Source organism: Variovorax ginsengisoli (assembly GCF_030486595.1).
In the GTDB taxonomy this organism is placed as follows: domain Bacteria; phylum Pseudomonadota; class Gammaproteobacteria; order Burkholderiales; family Burkholderiaceae_C; genus Variovorax; species Variovorax ginsengisoli_B.
In genome coordinates, this window is sequence record NZ_JAUJZH010000010.1 from 161,488 (window position 1) to 179,611 (window position 18,124).

The 18,124-nt window shown below is 68.5% G+C and carries 22 protein-coding genes and 1 tRNA gene; 12 read left to right on the forward strand and 11 right to left on the reverse strand.

Features of this window, described 5'->3' with window-relative positions:
• Positions 1 to 6 precede the first annotated feature (6 nt).
• The 5 genes from QZH52_RS16020 to QZH52_RS16040 form a co-directional block, all read right to left on the reverse strand.
• Entirely contained in the window at positions 7 to 801 is a 795-nt protein-coding gene (locus QZH52_RS16020) for a M90 family metallopeptidase (protein ID WP_301810774.1), read from the reverse strand.
• Positions 801 to 1,559, reverse strand: a complete 759-nt coding sequence (locus tag QZH52_RS16025) for a UDP-2,3-diacylglucosamine diphosphatase (protein WP_301810775.1) — start codon at positions 1,557 to 1,559, stop codon at positions 801 to 803. The genes QZH52_RS16020 and QZH52_RS16025 overlap by 1 nt, the downstream gene beginning before the upstream one ends.
• Before the next feature lie 16 nt (positions 1,560 to 1,575).
• Positions 1,576 to 2,085 (reverse strand): peptidylprolyl isomerase, encoded by a 510-nt coding sequence (locus QZH52_RS16030; RefSeq protein WP_286367485.1) that lies wholly within the window; start codon positions 2,083 to 2,085, stop codon positions 1,576 to 1,578.
• Between the two features lie 16 nt (positions 2,086 to 2,101).
• Positions 2,102 to 2,686, reverse strand: a complete 585-nt coding sequence (locus QZH52_RS16035) for a peptidylprolyl isomerase (protein ID WP_436411591.1) — start codon at positions 2,684 to 2,686, stop codon at positions 2,102 to 2,104.
• Between the two features lie 61 nt (positions 2,687 to 2,747).
• Positions 2,748 to 3,338, reverse strand: coding sequence for a tetratricopeptide repeat protein (locus QZH52_RS16040; protein ID WP_301810782.1), 591 nt, complete (start codon positions 3,336 to 3,338; stop codon positions 2,748 to 2,750).
• Between the two features lie 191 nt (positions 3,339 to 3,529).
• Between QZH52_RS16040 and cysS the strand changes: the two genes are divergently transcribed.
• From cysS to QZH52_RS16080, 8 genes are all read left to right on the forward strand, one after another.
• Positions 3,530 to 4,906, forward strand: a complete 1,377-nt coding sequence (gene cysS, locus QZH52_RS16045; protein ID WP_301810784.1) for a cysteine--tRNA ligase — start codon at positions 3,530 to 3,532, stop codon at positions 4,904 to 4,906.
• A 17-nt stretch (positions 4,907 to 4,923) separates the two neighbouring features.
• Entirely contained in the window at positions 4,924 to 5,574 is a 651-nt protein-coding gene (locus tag QZH52_RS16050) for a DNA-3-methyladenine glycosylase family protein (RefSeq protein WP_286523179.1), read from the forward strand.
• A gap of 16 nt (positions 5,575 to 5,590) precedes the next feature.
• Complete coding sequence (locus QZH52_RS16055) at positions 5,591 to 6,571, forward strand: acetyl-CoA carboxylase carboxyltransferase subunit alpha (RefSeq protein ID WP_286522537.1); 981 nt, start codon at positions 5,591 to 5,593, stop codon at positions 6,569 to 6,571.
• 48 nt (positions 6,572 to 6,619) lie between these two features.
• The gene (tilS, locus tag QZH52_RS16060; protein WP_301810787.1) at positions 6,620 to 7,600 is read left to right on the forward strand and encodes a tRNA lysidine(34) synthetase TilS; all 981 of its coding nucleotides are present in this window, start codon (positions 6,620 to 6,622) and stop codon (positions 7,598 to 7,600) included.
• Positions 7,601 to 7,709: 109 nt separating this feature from the next.
• Positions 7,710 to 8,978, forward strand: coding sequence for an aspartate kinase (locus tag QZH52_RS16065; protein WP_286531584.1), 1,269 nt, complete (start codon positions 7,710 to 7,712; stop codon positions 8,976 to 8,978).
• Between the two features lie 22 nt (positions 8,979 to 9,000).
• Positions 9,001 to 9,093: transfer RNA gene (locus QZH52_RS16070), tRNA-Ser, on the forward strand.
• Positions 9,094 to 9,105: 12 nt separating this feature from the next.
• Positions 9,106 to 9,390, forward strand: a complete 285-nt coding sequence (locus QZH52_RS16075; RefSeq protein ID WP_301810791.1) for a hypothetical protein — start codon at positions 9,106 to 9,108, stop codon at positions 9,388 to 9,390.
• A 34-nt stretch (positions 9,391 to 9,424) separates the two neighbouring features.
• Positions 9,425 to 9,592 carry a hypothetical protein gene (locus QZH52_RS16080; RefSeq protein WP_301810792.1) on the forward strand — a complete coding sequence of 56 codons (168 nt, stop codon included), beginning with the start codon at positions 9,425 to 9,427 and terminating at the stop codon, positions 9,590 to 9,592.
• On the opposite strand, the gene QZH52_RS16085 is transcribed toward QZH52_RS16080, so the two are convergent.
• Genes QZH52_RS16085 through QZH52_RS16100 form a run of 4 tightly spaced genes read right to left on the reverse strand, consistent with a single transcriptional unit; the run spans position 9,593 to position 12,932 of the window.
• A complete protein-coding gene (locus QZH52_RS16085; RefSeq protein WP_301810793.1) occupies positions 9,593 to 10,399 on the reverse strand; it encodes a PPK2 family polyphosphate kinase in 807 nt (268 codons plus the stop codon).
• 13 nt (positions 10,400 to 10,412) lie between these two features.
• On the reverse strand, positions 10,413 to 10,841 hold the full coding sequence (locus QZH52_RS16090; RefSeq protein ID WP_286522528.1) for an RNA-binding S4 domain-containing protein: 429 nt from the start codon (positions 10,839 to 10,841) through the stop codon (positions 10,413 to 10,415).
• A gap of 4 nt (positions 10,842 to 10,845) precedes the next feature.
• The gene (locus QZH52_RS16095) at positions 10,846 to 12,261 is read right to left on the reverse strand and encodes a sensor histidine kinase (RefSeq protein WP_301810795.1); all 1,416 of its coding nucleotides are present in this window, start codon (positions 12,259 to 12,261) and stop codon (positions 10,846 to 10,848) included.
• Positions 12,258 to 12,932 (reverse strand): response regulator transcription factor, encoded by a 675-nt coding sequence (locus tag QZH52_RS16100; protein WP_301810798.1) that lies wholly within the window; start codon positions 12,930 to 12,932, stop codon positions 12,258 to 12,260. The genes QZH52_RS16095 and QZH52_RS16100 overlap by 4 nt, the downstream gene beginning before the upstream one ends.
• Before the next feature lie 112 nt (positions 12,933 to 13,044).
• Between QZH52_RS16100 and QZH52_RS16105 the strand changes: the two genes are divergently transcribed.
• From QZH52_RS16105 to QZH52_RS16115, 3 genes are all read left to right on the forward strand, one after another.
• Positions 13,045 to 14,004: a Bug family tripartite tricarboxylate transporter substrate binding protein gene (locus tag QZH52_RS16105; RefSeq protein WP_301810800.1), complete on the forward strand. Its 960-nt coding sequence runs from the start codon at positions 13,045 to 13,047 to the stop codon at positions 14,002 to 14,004.
• A 79-nt stretch (positions 14,005 to 14,083) separates the two neighbouring features.
• Positions 14,084 to 14,617, forward strand: coding sequence for a tripartite tricarboxylate transporter TctB family protein (locus QZH52_RS16110; RefSeq protein WP_301810801.1), 534 nt, complete (start codon positions 14,084 to 14,086; stop codon positions 14,615 to 14,617).
• A 1-nt stretch (position 14,618) separates the two neighbouring features.
• On the forward strand, positions 14,619 to 16,130 hold the full coding sequence (locus tag QZH52_RS16115) for a tripartite tricarboxylate transporter permease (protein ID WP_301810803.1): 1,512 nt from the start codon (positions 14,619 to 14,621) through the stop codon (positions 16,128 to 16,130).
• A gap of 11 nt (positions 16,131 to 16,141) precedes the next feature.
• Here the strand turns inward: QZH52_RS16115 and QZH52_RS16120 are convergent, their stop codons facing one another.
• Entirely contained in the window at positions 16,142 to 16,597 is a 456-nt protein-coding gene (locus tag QZH52_RS16120) for a hypothetical protein (RefSeq protein ID WP_301810805.1), read from the reverse strand.
• Positions 16,598 to 16,740: 143 nt separating this feature from the next.
• On the opposite strand from QZH52_RS16120, the gene QZH52_RS16125 reads away from it, so the two are divergent.
• Complete coding sequence (locus tag QZH52_RS16125; protein ID WP_301810808.1) at positions 16,741 to 17,445, forward strand: Crp/Fnr family transcriptional regulator; 705 nt, start codon at positions 16,741 to 16,743, stop codon at positions 17,443 to 17,445.
• 20 nt (positions 17,446 to 17,465) lie between these two features.
• Here the strand turns inward: QZH52_RS16125 and QZH52_RS16130 are convergent, their stop codons facing one another.
• Positions 17,466 to 18,122 (reverse strand): trimeric intracellular cation channel family protein, encoded by a 657-nt coding sequence (locus tag QZH52_RS16130; protein ID WP_301810811.1) that lies wholly within the window; start codon positions 18,120 to 18,122, stop codon positions 17,466 to 17,468.
• Positions 18,123 to 18,124: the final 2 nt, after the last annotated feature.

Sequence of the window (18,124 nt, forward strand, 5' to 3'; positions counted from 1 at the left end):
TCATGCTCAGCGGCCTGGCGGCGCCTTGAAGAAGGCGTCGAACAGCCCCACCAATCCGGCAAACTCGGCCTCCAGCGCCGAGCGATTCACGAAATACGCCTCGCAGGCGACGGCGAAGAACTCGGCCGGCGACTGCGCGCCGTAGGGATCGAGCCAGGGCGCCTCGCCGCCGAAGCGCTCGGCCATGATCGCCTTTTCGCGCAGCGCCTCGTAGGCCGGCTGCAGGGTCGCGAACCAGGCGGCGCGGGCCTCCCGCGCGCTGCGCGTGCCGAGGAAACCGGGCGGCAGCGGCGGGCAGCCGTCGGCTTCTCCGCTGCGCATGTCGATCTTGTGGGCAAATTCGTGAATCACCACGTTGTAGCCCTCGGCCCGCGTGACGCTGCTCGCGAGCACGTCCTGCCAGCTCAGCATCACCGGCCCGCGGTCCATGGCCTCGCCGGCCACGATCTCGTCGTACTGGTGGACCACGCCGCTGGCGTCGGTGGTCGTGCGGTGCGCCACCACCTCGGACGGGTGCACCACGATGCCGACGAAATCGTCGTACCAGGCCAGGCCGCCTTTCAGGTGCAGCACCGGCAGCACCGCCTGGGCGGCGATCGCCAGCGCCACCTCGTCGGTGATGACGAAGCCGTGCGCGCCATGGAATTCCTTGTCGCGCAGGAACGCCACCGCCAGCGCGCGCAGCCGTTCGAGGTCGGCCGCCGGGCGTTCGCCCAGGAAGCGATAGCGGGCCAGCGTGGCCTGCCAGAGGGCGTCGGGCAGGCCGGGAGGCGGGCGCAGCTTGCGCAGCCAGCCGAACATCAGCGCAGATCGACCCGCTGGGCACCCGCGCTCGACAGGCACAGCAACTGGGCGCGCGGCGGATGCGCCGCCGCGTCCCAGTCGCTCAGCACGATGCGCCGCATGCCGTCGCCGAGGTCGTGGGCCGCCGGCCGGTGGGTGTGGCCGTGCACCAGCGTCCCGGCGCCGGCCTGCCGCAGCCAGTCGCGTGCGGCGTCGGCATCGACATCGGCCCAGACCATGTCGGGACTGCGTTTGCGGTCCTCGCTCTGGGCCCGGACCGAGCGCGCGAGGGTGCGCCGCTCCTCGAGCGGACGGGCCAGCAGCGCCTGCTGCCACTCGGGCGTGCGCACCTGGGCCCGAAAACGCAGGTAGTCGGTGTCTTCGAGGCACAGGGCGTCGCCATGGCTGAGCAGCCAGCGCTCGCCGTGCAGCACCAGCACCGTCGGGTCGGCGACCAGCGTCATGCCGCAGCGCGCCGCAAACTTGGCGCCGACCAGGAAGTCGCGGTTGCCGTGCATGAAGAACACCGGCCGGCGCGCGGACGCGGCCCGCAGCACCTCGGCGCACTGGGCTTCGAAGCCGGGCAGGGCGGCTGCGTCGTCGCCGACCCAGACCTCGAACAGGTCGCCGAGGATGAAGATCGCGTCCGCCGGCGTCGTCTCCAGGTAGCCCTGCCAGGCTGCGACGGTGGCAGGCTCCGACGGCTGCAGGTGCAGGTCGGAGATCAGGTCGACCGTGCGCCACGCGGGCGGCGCGACGATCTCGGGGAATGCCATGCGCGGCTCGTCAGGCTCAAGCCTTGACGACGGCCTTTTCGATCACCACGTCTTCGAGTGGCACGTCGTCGTGGAAGCCTTTGCGGCCGGTCTTGACGGCCTTGATGCCGTCGACGACTTCCTTGCCGCCGACCACCTTGCCGAACACCGCGTAGCCCCAGCCCTGGGCCGACGGTGCCGTGTGGTTCAGGAAGCCGTTGTCGGCGACGTTGATGAAGAACTGCGCGGTGGCCGAGTGGGGCGCGTTGGTGCGCGCCATGGCGACCGTGTAGTTGTCGTTCTTGAGGCCGTTGTTGGCTTCGTTCTGGATCTCGGCGCCGGTCGGCTTCTGGCTCATGCCGGGCTCGAAGCCGCCGCCCTGCACCATGAAGCCGGGAATGACGCGGTGGAACACGGTGTTGTCGTAGTGGCCCTTGGTCACGTACTCGAGGAAGTTGGCGACGGTCTTGGGCGCCTTGGCCTCGTCGAGTTCGAGCGTGATGATGCCCTTGTCCTTGATGTGCAGTTCGACTTGGGGGTTGCTCATGGCTGTGTTCCTTTGCTTATTTCGCCAGGGTGGCGGACTGGATGGTGATGGTTTCGAGCGGCACGTCCTGCATGCCGCCCTTGTTGCCGGTGCGCGCGGCGCGGATCTTGTCGACGACCTCGGTGCCCGAGACGACCTTGCCGAACACCGCGTAGCCGTGGCCGTCGGGGTTGGGAGCGTCGAGCATGGCGTTGTCCTTCACGTTGATGAAGAACTGCGCGGTGGCCGAGTTCGGATCGGAGGTGCGCGCCATGGCGATCGTGTATTTGTCGTTCTTGAGGCCGTTCCTGGCCTCGAGCGGGATCGGCGCGCGGGTCGGCTTCTGCTTCAGGTCGGGCGTGAAGCCGCCGCCCTGGATCATGAAGCCGTCGATGACGCGGTGGAACACCGTGCCGTCGTACTGCTTGTCCTTGACGTATTGCAGGAAGTTGTCGACCGTCTTGGGGGCCTTGTCGGGTGCCAGCTCGATGACGATGTCGCCGGCCGAGGTGGCGAGCTTGACGCGCGGCGCGCCCTGCGCCCAGCTGGACACGGCGGTCGTGGCGATGGCCAGCGTGGCAGCCAGGGCCAGGGCCCGGCGACGCGAAAAGGCTTGAAGAATCACGGGTGGATCGCTTTCGAAGGAGTGCGCCGCGGCGCGTTCAGGAAAGAAGATGGCTTCTTCAGTTGCGCACCGGCTTGCGGACCGCCGGCGTGGCCGGTGGCAGGGTGTCGGGCGCGGGTGCGCCGAACATCTGGCGCACCAGGGCCAGTTTGGGCGGCGCGGTCGTGTTGCCGGGCTCCAGCTTGAGCGCCCGGCCATAGGACTGGGCCGCCAGCCGCGCATACACGTCGCCGAGGTTTTCGTGCGCGGTCGCGTAGTCGGGATTGAGCTTGATCGCCATCTCGAGGGCGGCGCGCGCCTTGTCGAACTGGCTCTGGGCCGCATAGAGGGCGGCCAAGTTGTTGTAGGGCTCGGGCAGTTCGGGGAAGTCCTGCGTCAGCGCCGTGAAGACCACGACCGCGTCGGCCTGCTTGCCCTGCTCGGTCAGGATCACGCCGCGCAGGAAGCGCATCTGAGGGTCGCGGGGCTTGCCCGCGATGTAGGCGTCGGCCTTGGCCAGCGCCTGGTCGGCCTTGCCCTGGCGCAGCAGGGTATTGACATCGGAATAGTCGTCGGCGTGGGCGATGCCGACCGTGAGGGCGACCAGCAGCGCCGTGACGGCCTGGACGATGCGCAGACGGGAGGAGGGGGCAAAAGCGGCGTGCGGCATGGTGTCTCGAGAGGTGGAGGGAATGGGCCTCGTAAACACGCGGAAAACATCCGGCGGTGGCCGTTTATACTTGCAAGATTGTAGCCGAGGGGTCTTTTCCAACCGCTCGTCGCCACACCCCCGTCACCCCTGAAAAACCCCCATCGTTCGCCCGTTCCCTGCACGTGCGCGAATCGACGTTTCCGAGCCTCATGAGTCTTCGCATCTACAACACGCTCTCGCGTGAACTGGAGGAATTTACGCCTCTGCAACCCGGCAGGGTGCGCATGTACGTCTGCGGCATGACGGTCTACGATTACTGCCATCTGGGCCATGCGCGCTCGATGATTGCCTTCGACGTGGTGCAGCGCTGGCTCCGGATTTCGGGGCTCGACGTGGACTACGTGCGCAACATCACCGACATCGACGACAAGATCATCCGCCGGGCGGTCGAGAACGGCGAGAGCATCCGGGCCCTGACCGACCGCATGATCGACGCCCTGCACGAGGACGCCGACGCGCTGGGCATCGAACGGCCTACGCACGAGCCGCGGGCGACGGAGTTCATTGCGCCGATGCTGTCGATGATCTCCACGCTGGAGCACAAGGGCCTGGCCTATCGCTCGCCCAACGGCGACGTCAACTACGCGGTGCGCAAGTTTCCCGGCTACGGCAAGCTGAGCGGCAAGAGCCTCGACGAGCTTCATGCCGGCGAGCGCGTCGCGGTGCTCGACGGCAAGGACGATCCGCTCGACCCGGTGCTCTGGAAGAGCGCCAAGGCCAGCGAACCCGACGAGGTCAAGTGGGCAAGCGAATTCGGCCCCGGCCGGCCCGGCTGGCACATCGAGTGCTCGGCCATGGCCTGCCAACTGCTGGGCGAGACGCTGGACATCCACGGCGGCGGCGCCGACCTGCAGTTCCCGCATCACGAGAACGAGATCGCCCAGAGCGAAGGCGCCACCGGCAAGCCGCTGGCACGCACCTGGATGCACAACGGCTTCATCAACATCGACGACGAGAAGATGTCCAAGAGCCTGGGCAACTTCTTCCTCATCCGCGACGTGCTGAAGAAGTTCGACGCCGAGACCGTGCGTTTCTTCGTCGTCCGGGCCCACTACCGCAGCCCGCTCAACTACAGCGACGTGCACCTCAACGACGCCCGCAATTCGCTGCGCCGGCTCTACAACGCGCTGGCGCTGGTGCCGCCGGCGCCGGTCGCCATCGACTGGACCCAGGCCCATGCGGCGCGCTTCAAGGCCGCCCTGGACGAGGACTTCGGCACGCCCGAGGCCGTGGCGGTGCTGTTCGACCTCGCCGGTGAGGTCAACCGCACGCAGTCCGCCGAATCCGCCGGCCTGCTGAAGGCGCTGGCCGGCTGCCTGAACCTGCTGCAAGCCGACCCGCAAGCCTTCCTGCAGGCCGGCAGCACGCTCGACGACGCCACCATCCAGGGCCTGATCCTGCAGCGTGCGCAAGCCAAGGCGGCGAAGAACTTCGCCGAGGCCGACCGCATCCGCAACGAACTGCTGGCCCAGGGCATCGTGCTCAAGGACTCGGCGAGCGGCACCACCTGGACCTCGGCGCAGTGAGCGCCGCCCCCCGAACCATGGCTGCCGCCAAGGAGCCGATCGTCCAGGTCTTCACGCCCGACTACTGGGAAGAAGCCTGCAAGCACCTGGGCAAGAAAGACCGCGTCATGAAGCGGCTGATCCCGCGCTTCGGCGACGTCCGCCTGGAGTCGCGCGGCGATGCCTTCACGACGCTCGCCCGCAGCATCGTCGGCCAGCAGATCTCGGTGCCGGCGGCCCAGACGGTCTGGCGCCGCTTCGTCGAACTGCCGCGCAAGCTGACGCCGGCCAGCGTGCTGAAGCTCAAGGTCGACGACATGCGCGGCGCCGGGCTGTCGGCGCGCAAGGTCGAATACCTGGTCGACCTGGCGATCCATTTCGACTCGGGCGCGGTGCACGTCGACGCCTGGGAAAACATGTCCGACGAGATGATCATCGCGGAACTGGTCGCGATCCGCGGCATCTCACGCTGGACCGCCGAGATGTTCCTGATCTTCCACCTGATGCGGCCCAACGTGCTGCCGCTGGACGACCCCGGCCTCATCAGCGGCATCAGCCAGAATTACTTTTCGGGCGATCCGGTCAGCCGCAGCGATGCCCGCGAGGTCGCCGTGGCCTGGGCCCCGTATTGCAGCGTGGCGACTTGGTATATTTGGCGATCGCTCGACCCGCTACCGGTCGCAATTTGAAAAACAGGAGAAGACGTTGGCGAAACGAACCTTTCTCGACTTCGAGCAGCCCGTGGCCGAGCTCGAAAGCAAGATCGAAGAACTGCGTTATGTCCAGACCGAATCCGCGGTCGACATCTCGGAAGAAATCGATCAGCTGGGCAAGAAAAGCCTGCAGCTCACCAAGGACATCTACAGCGACCTGACGCCCTGGCAGATCACCAAGATCGCCCGCCATCCGGAACGCCCCTACACGCTCGACTACGTGAACGAGATCTTCACCGATTTCGTCGAACTGCACGGCGACCGGCATTTCTCGGACGACCTGTCGATCGTCGGTGGCCTGGCGCGCTTCAACGGCACGCCCTGCATGGTGCTGGGCCACCAGAAGGGCCGCGACACCCGCGAGCGCACGGCGCGCAACTTCGGCATGAGCAAGCCCGAGGGCTACCGCAAGGCGCTGCGCCTCATGAAGACGGCCGAGAAGTTCAAGCTGCCGGTCTTCACCTTTGTCGACACGCCGGGCGCCTACCCGGGCATCGATGCCGAGGAGCGCGGCCAGTCCGAGGCCATCGGCCGCAACATCTTCGAGATGGCGCAGCTCGAGGTGCCGATCATCGTCACCATCATCGGCGAGGGCGGCTCCGGCGGCGCGCTGGCGATCTCGGTCGGCGACCAGCTGGTGATGCTGCAGTATTCGATCTATTCGGTGATCAGCCCCGAAGGCTGCGCCTCGATCCTCTGGAAGACCAGCGACAAAGCCCAGGAAGCGGCCGATGCGCTCGGCATCACCGCGCATCGGCTGAAGGCGCTCGGGCTGGTCGACAAGATCGTCAACGAGCCGGTGGGCGGTGCGCACCGCGACCATCGCCAGATGGCCGCCTTCCTCAAGCGGGCGCTCAACGATGCCTTCCGCCAGGTCGGCGACCTGTCGACCAAGGACCTGCTCAACCGACGCTACGAGCGGCTCCAGAGCTACGGCCGCTTCGCCGATACCAAGGCCGACAGCAGCAAGTGAGGCGCTGAGCACCGGGCAGGCCCGGCGCTCCACCGCCCGCTCGGTTCCATGGAAAATCCGGCCGCCCAAGCTCTCGCGTCCTGGGCGGCGGCGCCGTTGCCGCTCGCGATCGCCTACAGCGGCGGCGCCGATTCGACCGCGCTGCTGCACGCGGCCGCGGCCCGCTGGCCCGGGCAGGTGCATGCCCTGCACGTGCACCATGGCCTGCAGCAGGCGGCCGATGATTTCGAGGCGCACTGCGCCACTGCCTGCGCGGTGCTGGGCGTTCCGCTGCATTCGGCCCGCGTCGACGCCCGCCACGCACCCGGCGAGAGCCCGGAGGACGCGGCCCGCCGGGCCCGCTACGCCACGCTGGCGGCGTTGGCGCTGTCCCGGGGATTGCGCCACGTGGCGCTGGCCCAGCATGCGGACGACCAGGTCGAGACGATGCTGATCGCGCTTGGCCGCGGCGCCGGCCTCGACGGCCTGGCGGGCATGCCGCGCTGCATGGCGCGGCACGGCGTGAGCTTCCACCGGCCGCTGCTGGACGTGCCTGCCGACGCGCTGCGCGCCTGGCTCGCCGCCAGCGGCGTCGCCCATGTCGTCGATCCCACCAACGCCGACCTGCGCTACACGCGCAACCGGCTCCGGCAGCTGGTGCTGCCGGCGCTGGAGGCCGCGCTGCCGCAGTTCCGCGAGACCTTCGCCCGCTCGGCGCGCAATGCGGCCCGGGGCTCGGCGCTGCTGGCCGAGCTGGCGGTCCTGGACCTGGCGGAGGCCGGCGCGCCGCCGGCGCTGGCCGTCCTGCGGGCGCTGCCGCGGGAACGCCTGGCCAATGCGCTGCGCCACTGGCTGCGGCGCGACCACGGCGTGGTGCCGAGCGAGGCGCAGCTGGAGCAGCTGCAGGATCAGATCGCGGCCTGCAGCACGCGCGGGCACCAGATCCGCCTCAAGATCGCCTCCGGGCGGGTCGAGCGGGAGGGCGCCGTGCTGCATTGGTACAATGCTTCGCCCTTGTCGCGGTCCGCCGACCCGGCGCGGAAGCGTTAGCGTTGAAGCGCTGAATCCGGCCCGGCGGAAGCTCTGCAAGGCCTTTGTCGGCCAGCAGCAGCGATGGCCGGCGATGCGGCATCCGAATCCTTCTCTTTGACTTTCACCCATGGCATTGATCGTTCATAAATACGGCGGCACGTCGATGGGCTCGACCGAGCGCATCCGGAATGTCGCCAAGCGCGTTGCCAAGTGGGCACGCGCCGGCCACCAGATGGTGGTGGTCCCGAGCGCCATGAGCGGCGAGACCAACCGCCTGCTCGGCCTCGCCAAGGAACTGGCGCCCGCCACCCCCGGTGCCGGCCACTACCGCGAACTCGACATGCTCGCCTCCACCGGCGAGCAGGCCTCGTCGGCGCTGCTGGCGATCGCGCTGCAGGCCGAGGGCCTGGAGGCCGTGAGCTACGCCGGCTGGCAGGTCCAGGTGAAGACCGACAGCGCCTACACCAAGGCACGCATCGAGAGCATCGACGACGAGCGCGTGCGCGCCGACCTCGATGCCGGCCGCGTGGTCGTCATCACCGGCTTCCAGGGCGTCGACGAAGGCGGCAACATCACGACCCTCGGGCGCGGCGGCAGCGACACTTCGGCGGTGGCGATCGCCGCGGCGCTGAAGGCCCACGAGTGCCTGACCTTCACCGACGTCGACGGCGTCTACACGACCGACCCGCGGGTCGAACCCGACGCCCGCCGGCTCAAGACCGTGAGCTTCGAGGAGATGCTCGAGATGGCGAGCCTGGGCTCCAAGGTGCTGCAGATCCGCTCGGTCGAGTTTGCGGGCAAGTACAAGGTGCCGCTGCGCGTGCTGTCGAGCTTCACGCCCTGGGACATCGACATCGAGGAAGAAGCCAAGTCCGGCACCCTGATCACTTTCGAGGAAGACGAAAACATGGAAAAAGCCGTCGTATCCGGCATTGCCTTCAACCGCGACGAGGCCAAGATCTCGGTGCTCGGCGTGCCCGACAAGCCGGGCATCGCGTACCACATCCTGGGCGCGGTGGCCGACGCCAACATCGAAGTCGACGTCATCATCCAGAACCTGAGCAAGGACGGCCGCACCGATTTCAGCTTCACGGTGCACCGCAACGACTACGCCCGCGCGGTCGACCTGCTCAAGGACAAGGTGCTGCCGACCCTGGGCGCCGCCGACATCGTCGGCGACACCAAGATCTGCAAGGTCAGCATCGTCGGCATCGGCATGCGCAGCCACGTCGGCGTTGCATCCAAGATGTTCCGCGTGCTGAGCGAAGAGGGCATCAACATCCAGATGATCTCGACCAGCGAGATCAAGACCTCGGTCGTGATCGACGAGAAATACATGGAACTTGCGGTCCGCGCGTTGCATAAAGCCTTCGATCTGGACCAACCGACCGCCTGAAGATGGCATAATCCAAGGCTCAGGAACTGTGACCGAGTGGCCGAAGGTGCTCCCCTGCTAAGGGAGTATGGGGTGTAGAGCCTCATCGAGGGTTCGAATCCCTCCGGTTCCGCCAAATTGATCTTCAATGATCTTTGAAAGCCCCGACGCTGATCCAGCTTCGGGGCTTTTTCTTTGGAACAGGCGAATGCAGATTCAGTACAGAGGGCCTTTTGCCCTGAGGGGCTACGGCAAGGCGCTCGACGACGGGCGATTCGAGGCCGTCTTCGTGGTCACCGAGCCGACGGCGGCGGGCGAGATGGATTCGCATCACGCGACCCACCTGTTCTTCGATTCGGAGTCCGCAGCCGTCGCGGCCGCCGATGCCGCCGCTGCACAGTGGCTGGATCGGCTCGTGACGGCCGCCGCCTAATTCCTCCGCGCGCGGCGCGCGCTACCATTCCGTGATGCCTGAATTCACCCTGGAACTCGCATCCGTCGTCGCCGTGACCTTCGCCGCCATCATGACCGTCGGCTTCGCCTGGCGTGAGCGCAAGTGGGGTCCGGCGCTGATGATGGTCGGCATCGTGGGCTTCCTGGCCATCATCGCCTACGGCATCGTGCCGAAGTTCTGACTACTCGACGACCAGCCCCTTCAGAGCCGGATCGGCGGGCGGCACGCGCAGCTTCATGTCCTTGAGCGTCTTCACCAGCAGCCCGGCGATCATCAGGTTGCGGTGATGCTTGCTGTCGGCCGGGATGACGTACCACGGCGCGTCGTCGGTCGACGTGGCGGTCAGCGCCTTTTCGTAGGCCGCCTGGTAGGCGTCCCACTTCTTGCGCACCGCCAGGTCGTCGAGCGAGAACTTCCAGTGTTTGTCGGGCTGGTCGACCCGCTCCTGCAGGCGCACGCGCTGCTCCTGCTTGCTGATGTGCAGCATGCATTTGACGATGACTGTGCCGGTCTGGGTCAGCAGGCGCTCGAAGTCGTTGATCTGGGCATAGCGCTGCCGGGTCTGGTCCTTGTCGATCCAGCCTTCGACCACCGGCACCAGCACGTCTTCGTAGTGGCTGCGGTTCCAGACCGTGATCTCGCCGGCGCGCGGCACCACGGCATGGCAGCGCCACAGGAAGTCGCGCGCGCGCTCTTCCTCGGTCGGCGCCTTGAAGGCCGTCACCTTGACGCCCAGCGGCGAGGTGCGCGAGAACACCCAGCGGATGGTGCCGTCCTTGCCGCTGGTGTCCAGCCCCTGCAGCACCAGCAGCAGCTTGCGCCGGCCTTCGGCGTGCAGCACGTTCTGCAGCCGGTCGAGCTCGATGGCCAGTGTGTCGAGCTGCTCGCGCTGGGCGTCGTCGCCGCCGGAAGAGAACGGCGTCGCGGCCGGATCGACGCCGGACAGCTTGAACTTGGGACCGGCACGGAATTTCTTGAAACTGGCCATGGCAGGGGGTCTTTCAGGTCTCGTCGTCGGGATCGATGGAGGCGCTCCAGCGGCTGTCCCAGTCGGCGCGCCGGGCGCCGTCGAGGTCACGCCGGTCGCGCTTGGTGGGGCGGCCCTGCTCGATGCTCAACGCCGGTTCGCTGCCGAGCCGGCGCTGCTCGCGTGCCGCCGCCTGGGCCGCCAGGCTCTCGGGAGTTTCTTCGTAGAGCTGCTGGGCCACCGGGGCCGGGCCGCGCTGGCCGCTGATGCCGCGCACCCAGACCACCCGCGACAGGCTGCCGAGACGCAAGCTGACCGTGTCGCCCACCTTGACCTCGCGCGAGGCCTTGGCGACATCGCCGTTGACCTGCACGCGGTTCTTGCCGATCTCGTCGGCGGCCAGCGAGCGCGTCTTGAAGAAGCGCGCCGCCCAGAGCCATTTGTCGATTCGAAGTCGGTCCATGAGTTCAGCGATTGTCGCGCGCCAGCGGGATTCGCACGACGGCGTCCAGCCCGACGGTCCGGCCGCCGGCCTCGCGGTTGTCCAGCGCGATGGTGCCGCCCAGGGCCAGCACGATCTCGCGGCAGATCGCCAGCCCCAGGCCGGAGCCGCTGCCCACGTCGCCGGCCGCGAACGGCGCGAACAGCCGCTGGCGCAGCGCGTCGGAGATGCCGCGGCCTTGGTCGCTGACCTGCAGCAGCGCCAGCTCGCCTTCGGCATGAACCCGCACCGTCAGCGCCGCCGCGCGCGGGCTGTGCTTGATGGCGTTGTGCAGCAGGTTGCGCGCGAGCTCCTGCAGCATCCAGAGATGGGCGCGCACCGGCACCGGCGCCGAATCCGTCGAGAGCTCGAAGTCGAGCGCCTTGTCGGCGACCAGCGGCGACAGGTCGAGCGCCACCGCGCGCACCGCGTCGGCCAGGTCCAGGGTGACCGACTCGGGCTGCTGGCGCAGCTGCTCGACCTTTGCCAGCGACAGCATCTGGTTGGCCAGCGCGGTCGCGCGCTCGACGGTCTCGCTGATCTCGCCCAGCGCCTGGTCGGGCGGGACGTCGCCGCGGCGGGCCGACTGCACCTGCGCCTTGAGCACCGCGAGCGGCGTGCGCAGCTGGTGCGCGCTGTCCCGCACGAAGCGCTTCTGGTGGTCGAGCAGGCGCTGCAGGCGGCCCATGACCTGGGTCGTGGCGTCGATCAGCGGGCGCAGCTCGCGCGGCGCGTCGGGGGCGTCTATCGGCGACAGGTCGTCGGCGGCGCGGGCCTGGATCGCCTCGCCCAGCGCGCGCACCGGGCGGGTGGCGCGCTGCACCACGACGACCGTGACCGCGGCGATCACCCCCATCAGCACCAGCTGGCGCCATAACATGTCGACCAGCAGCTTGCGCGCCAGCGTTTCGCGCAACTCCAGCGTCTCCGCCACCTGCACCACGGCCATCGCGCGTCCGCGGCCGCTGGCGATCGGCTGCAGCAGCACGGCGACGCGCACCGGCATGGCGCGGAACTCGGCGTCGTAGAAGTCGACCAGCGCGGCATAGGGCGGGCGGTTCGGCAGCTTGCCACGCCAGAAGGGCAGTTCCTCGAAGCCCGAGACCAGCTGGCCGTCCAGCGCCGAGACCCGGTAGTACATCCGGCTCTGGTTGTCGGCCTCGAAGGCCTCGAGGGCGGAGTAGGGGACGATGGCGCGCAGCGTGGCCGCCTCGTCGTAGCCTTCGACGTCGAGCTGCTCGCCGATGGTCTTGGCCGAGGCCAGCAGCGTGCGGTCGTAGGCGGTCGTGGCGGCAGCCAGGCTCTGCCGGTAGAGGCTCACGCTGTTGATGAGGATGAACACGGCGATCGGCCCCAGGATGCCCATGAGCAGCCGGGCGCGCAGCGAGGTGGCCCGCATCACGCGTCTTCGCGCAGCAGGTAGCCCAGGCCGCGCAGCGTCATCAGCGTCGCGCCGGTGGCGGCGAGCTTCTTGCGCAGCCGGTAGACCACGACCTCGATGGCTTCGTACTGCACGTCGGCCTCGCCCGGAAACACCAGCTCGAACAGGCGCTCCTTGCTGACCGCGTGGCCGGGCTTGGCCATCAGCGCTTTCAGCAGCGCCAGTTCGCGCGGCGTCAGTTCGAGCACCTCGGCGCGGTGGTAGATGGCGCCGCTGTCGGGTTCGTAGCGCAGGCCCCCGACTTCCGGCAGGCGCGCCGTCGCCTCGGCGCCCTGGTGACGCCGCTTGAGCGCCCGGATGCGGGCCTCGAGTTCGTCGAGGTCGAAGGGCTTGGGCAGGTAGTCGTCGGCCCCGGCGTTGAGGCCGACGATGCGGTCGCCGACCGTGCCGCGGGCGGTGAGCAGCAGCACCGGCGTGCGCAGCCCGGCGGCGCGCGCCTGGGCCAGCACCTGCAGGCCGTCGAGCCCGGGCAGGCTGAGGTCGAGCGCCACCACGTCGGGTTCGAGCGCCCGCCACTGGGCCAGCGCCTGAGCGCCGTCGCCGCAGATCCGGACGTCGATGTGGCGCCGCCCGAGCGTGCGCTGCAAGGTGGTTTGCATCGACGGATCGTCTTCGACTAGCAGCAGCTTCATGGCGCGATTTTCGGTGTTTACCCCAGTCCGAAGGACAGCCAACTGACAGCAGGGCGGCGCATCATAGCGGCGTCAGCTTCTACTCAGCTTGCCAAAATCCAAGGAGACCCGCATGCGTCGCGATACCTTTCTGAAGTCACTGGCCGCCCTGGCCGCCACCGGTGCCCTGCCGCTGTCGGCCTGGGCCGCTCCCAACGTCAAGATGATGATCCCCGCCAATCCGGGCGGCGGCTGGGACACCACCGGGCGGGCGCTGGGCAAGGCCCTGACCGATGCCAAGCTGGCCGACACCGTGACCTTCGACAACAAGGGCGGCGCCGCCGGCGCACTGGGCCTGGCCCAGTTCGTCAACGGTTCCAAGGGCGACCCGAACGCGATGATGATCATGGGCGCCGTGATGCTGGGCGGCATCATTACCGGCAAGCCGCCGGTGAGCCTGTCGCAGGCGACGCCGATCGCCCGCATCACGAGCGAATACAACGTCTTCGTGCTGCCCGCCAGCTCGCCCCTGAAGACCATGAAGGACGTGGTCGAGCAGCTCAAGAAGGACCCGGGCAGCGTCAAGTGGGGCGGCGGCTCGCGCGGCTCCACCGAGCACATCGCCGCGGCCATGATCGCGCAGAAGGTCGGCGTCGATCCCTCGAAGATCAACTACGTCGCGTTCCGTGGCGGCGGCGAGGCGACGGCGGCGATCCTGGGCGGCAATGTCACGGTCGGCGGCAGCGGCTTCAGCGAATTCGCCGAGTACATCAATGCTGGCAAGATGCGCGCCATCGCGGTGACCTCGGCCCAGCGGCTGACGGGCATCAACGTGCCGACGCTCAAGGAGCAGGGAATCGACGTCGAGATCGGCAACTGGCGCGGCGTCTACGGCGCGCCCGGCATCACGCCCGAGCAGCGCAAGGCGCTGACCGACATGGTGCTGGCGGCGCTCAAGACGCCGACCTGGGGCGAGGCGCTCAAGAAGAACGACTGGACGCCGGCAGTGCTGTCCGGCGAGGCCTTCGCCAAGTTCGTCGACGACGAGTTCGCGAGCCTGCGCGCGACCATGGTCAAGTCGGGCATGGTTTGAACGCCTGATCGGCACGGCAACGGGCGCAGGCCGTCGATCGGCCTGCGCCCTTTTTCCGCCCCCAGCGAGGTCCAGAAGAATGTCCAACATCGACTCACTCCCCCATTCACCCCCGCCTTTGTGGCCGCAGACGCTGGTCGGCGCCGGGGTTCTCGTCACCGGGCTGGCGCTCGCCTTCGGTGCCATCGGCATTTCGTCCGAGGCCGGCTACGGCGGTGTCGGGCCCAACTTCCTGCCCTGGCTGGTGTCGATCGCGCTGACCATCTGCGGCGGCTGGATCGTCTGGGAGTCACGCACCGGCGGCTTCCGCGAAATGGACCAGCCTTCGGGCGCCACCAAGGCCTACTGGGCCGGTTTCATCTGGGTCTCGGCGGGCTTGCTGCTCAACGCGGCGCTGATCACCAGCATCGGCTTCATCCTGAGCTGCACCCTGTGCTATCTGCTCGCGGTGCAGGGCCTGCGCCGCGCCAGCGGGCAAGGCGGCGTCAACTTGCCGCGCACCTGGATCATCGACCTCGTGACCGGCCTGCTGATCGCGGCGCCGGTCTTCTGGACGTTCACCAAGTTCCTGGCGATCAACCTGCCGGGCCTGACCGCCACGGGCTGGATCTGACATGGATATCTTCAACGCATTGATGCACGGCTTCGCGCTGGCGATCACGCCCGCGAACCTTCTCTGGTGCCTGGTCGGCTGCGCCCTGGGCACGGCGGTCGGCGTGCTGCCCGGCATCGGCCCGGCGGTCGCCGTCGCGATGCTGCTGCCGATCACCGGCAAGGTCGACGTCACGGCCTCGATGATCTTCTTCTCGGGGATCTACTACGGGGCGATGTACGGCGGCTCGACCACCTCGATCCTGCTCAACACGCCCGGCGAGACCGCCAGCATGGTGACCGCCATGGAGGGCAACAAGATGGCCAAGAGCGGGCGCGCCGGGGCGGCGCTCGCCACGGCGGCGATCGGCTCCTTCGTCGCCGGCACCATCGCCACCGTGATCGTCACGCTGTTCGCGCCCTTCGTGGCCGACTTCGCGGTCAAGCTCGGCCCGCCCGAGTATTTCCTGCTGATGCTGCTGGCCTTCACCACCGTGAGCGCGGTGCTCGGCAAGAGCACGCTGCGCGGCATGACGGCGCTGTTCATCGGCCTGGCGGCCGGATGTATCGGACTCGACCAGATCTCGGGCCAGGGCCGCTACACGGGCGGCATCCCCGAGTTGCTCGACGGCATCGAGATCGTGCTGGTCGCGGTCGGCCTGTTCGCGGTCGCCGAGGTGCTATACGCCGTGCTCTACGAGGGCAAGGTGGTCGAAGGGCAGAACAAGCTCAGCCGCGTCCACATGACTGCGCGCGACTGGAAGCGCTCGATCCCTGCCTGGCTGCGGGGCACCGCGATCGGCACGCCCTTCGGCTGCATCCCGGCCGGTGGCACCGAGATCCCGACCTTCCTGAGCTACGCGACCGAAAAGAAGCTGGCCAAGGATTCGGATGCCAAGGCCGAGTTCGGCACCAGCGGCGCGATCGAAGGCGTGGCCGGCCCCGAGGCTGCCAACAACGCCACCGTGACGGCGGCGCTGATTCCGCTGCTGACGCTCGGCATCCCGACCTCGAACACCACCGCCATCCTGCTCGGCGCCTTTCAGAACTACGGCATCCAGCCGGGGCCGCAGTTGTTCACGACGTCGGCCGCGCTGGTCTGGGCGCTGATCGCCTCGCTCTACATCGGCAACGTGATGCTGCTGGTCCTGAACCTGCCGATGGTCGGGCTGTGGGTCAAGCTGCTCAAGATACCGAAGCCGCAGCTTTACGCGGGCATCCTGATCTTCGCCACGGTCGGTGCCTACGGCATGCGCCAGAGCGCCTTCGACCTGGTGCTGCTGTATGTCATCGGCGTGCTCGGCGTCGTGATGCGGCGCTACGACTTCCCGACCGCGCCGGTGGTCGTCGGCATGATCCTCGGGCCGCTGGCCGAAGCGCAGCTGCGCAACGCGATGTCGATCGGCGAGGGCAGCGCGACGGTGTTCTTCCAGCGCCCGATGTCGATCGTGCTGGTGATCATCGTGCTGGCGGTGATGATCCTGCCGCGCGTGGCCAAGCGGCTGAGCGAGCGGCGCGCCGCCGCAGCCGCCTGAGGCCGCGGCGCTCAGTTCGCGGCCGAGCCCGCGTCGGACGGGGCGGTCGCGGTCTGCTGCATCCTGGCGCCCTGCAGGCGCTGCATTTCGGCCATGAATTCCGGGCCGCTGCGCATGCGCTGATAGGCCGCCATCTGGGCCCGGTAGGCCGGGCTCGACGGGTCGAAGCTGTCCCGGTTGGCGACCTGGCTCATGCCGGAGCGGATCCAGAGATTCGTATCGGCGGCGACCTCGACCCGGCTCATCGCGCCGGTCGCGGGATCGGCGGGGCCGACGCGATACTCCTGCGGCGCACTCATCATCGACCGGCTCGCCGCCATGTCGGCCGTGACGGCCGAACGGCTGTAGGCGCCGCCCGTGGTCGTGATGGGCGCTCCGACCCACTGCTCGGCCGGGACCGTCTGGGCAAAGGCGGTCGCACCGGCCAGCGCGAGGACGGAGACACCGAGAACTTGCCTGGCATTCATGATGAAATCTCCCGAAGGCTTGGACGTGCAGTCGCGGACATCGCGGCCATCACAGGGCGTGACTGTGACGGCTCCGGGCCTTGGGGGCTGTGCGTTTTGGCACCTCGTTTCTCAATCCGCCCGATGCCGCTGGGAGGTCCGCCATGGCGCTCCAACGTTCCACTCTCGGCCTGCAGCACATCGCGCTGCTGCAAGGCCTGTCGGCCGAACGGCTGGAGCAGCTGGCGCAGCGCTGCCAATGGAAGAGCCTGCCGGCCGCGACACCGGTGCTGATGCGTTCCGAGCAGAAGAGCGAGGTCTACTTCGTGGTCTCGGGCGCCCTGCGCGTGACCTCCTACGCGGCCAATGGCCGGCAGGTCACTTTTCGCGATCCGCAGGCGGGCGAGCATTTCGGCGACATCGCGGCGATCGACGGCCAGCCGCGCTCGGCGGACGTCGTGACGCTCACGCCCGCCGTGGTGGCCAGCCTGGACCGCACTGCGTTCCTCGAACTGCTGCGCGACGAGCCGATGGTCGCCGAGCGCGTGATGCGCGGCCTGGCGGCGCTGGTGCGGCAGCTGTCGGACCGGGTCATCGATCTGAGCACGCTCGGGGTCCAGAACCGGGTGCACGCCGAACTGCTGCGGCTCGCCCAACTGGCCGGTGTGGTCGACAACCGCGCGCGGCTGGAGCCGATGCCGACCCATGCCGAACTGGCCGGGCGGATCAGCACCAACCGCGAACAGGTCACGCGGGAGCTCAACGCGCTGCGCCGCGAGGGCGTGCTCGCCAAGGACGGCAAGGCGCTGGTGGTGCCTGACGTGGCGCGGCTGGCGGGACTGGTGGCCGAAGTCCGGGGCTTCGACTGACCTGCGCGGGAGGGCGGTCCCTAGTCGTTCGAGCGCCAGGCCGGCAGCTTCCAGCCGGTCCAGAGCGCCCCGAGACGCAAGACGATCGCGGTCGCGGCAGCAGCGGTCAGTCCGACCCAATCGGGCGCCTGCAGGGCGTCGGCGCCGACGATGACCCAGGCGCCCGCGAAAGAGCAGATCGCGTACGGCTGATGGTCGCTGAAGGCGCGCGGGATCTCGTTGCAGACGATGTCGCGCAGCACGCCGCCGAACACCGCGGTCATCATGCCCATCAGCACGGCCACGATCGGCGGCATCGAGGCGCCGAGCGCGATCTGCGTGCCGGTGGCGGTGAAGAGGCCCAGGCCGAGCGCGTCGGGCCACTGCATCGCGCGCTCGGTGAGCGCGAAATGGCGATCGCGCAGGAACAGCATCGCCGCCATGCACAGCGCCAGCAGCAGCCACAGCCAGCCCGCATGCTCGACCCAGAAGAAGGGCCGGCGGTCGAGCAGCACATCGCGCAGGGTGCCGCCGCCGAAGGCCGCGAGGCCGGCCACCATGACCACGCCGACCGCGTCGAGCCGCTTGCGCGCGGCCTCGATCAGTCCCGATATCGCAAATGCCAGCGTCGCCGCCGCCTCGATCGCGATCTGTGCATTGGAGAGCGACAGGACGGTGGAGAGCGGCAGGCTTTGCATGG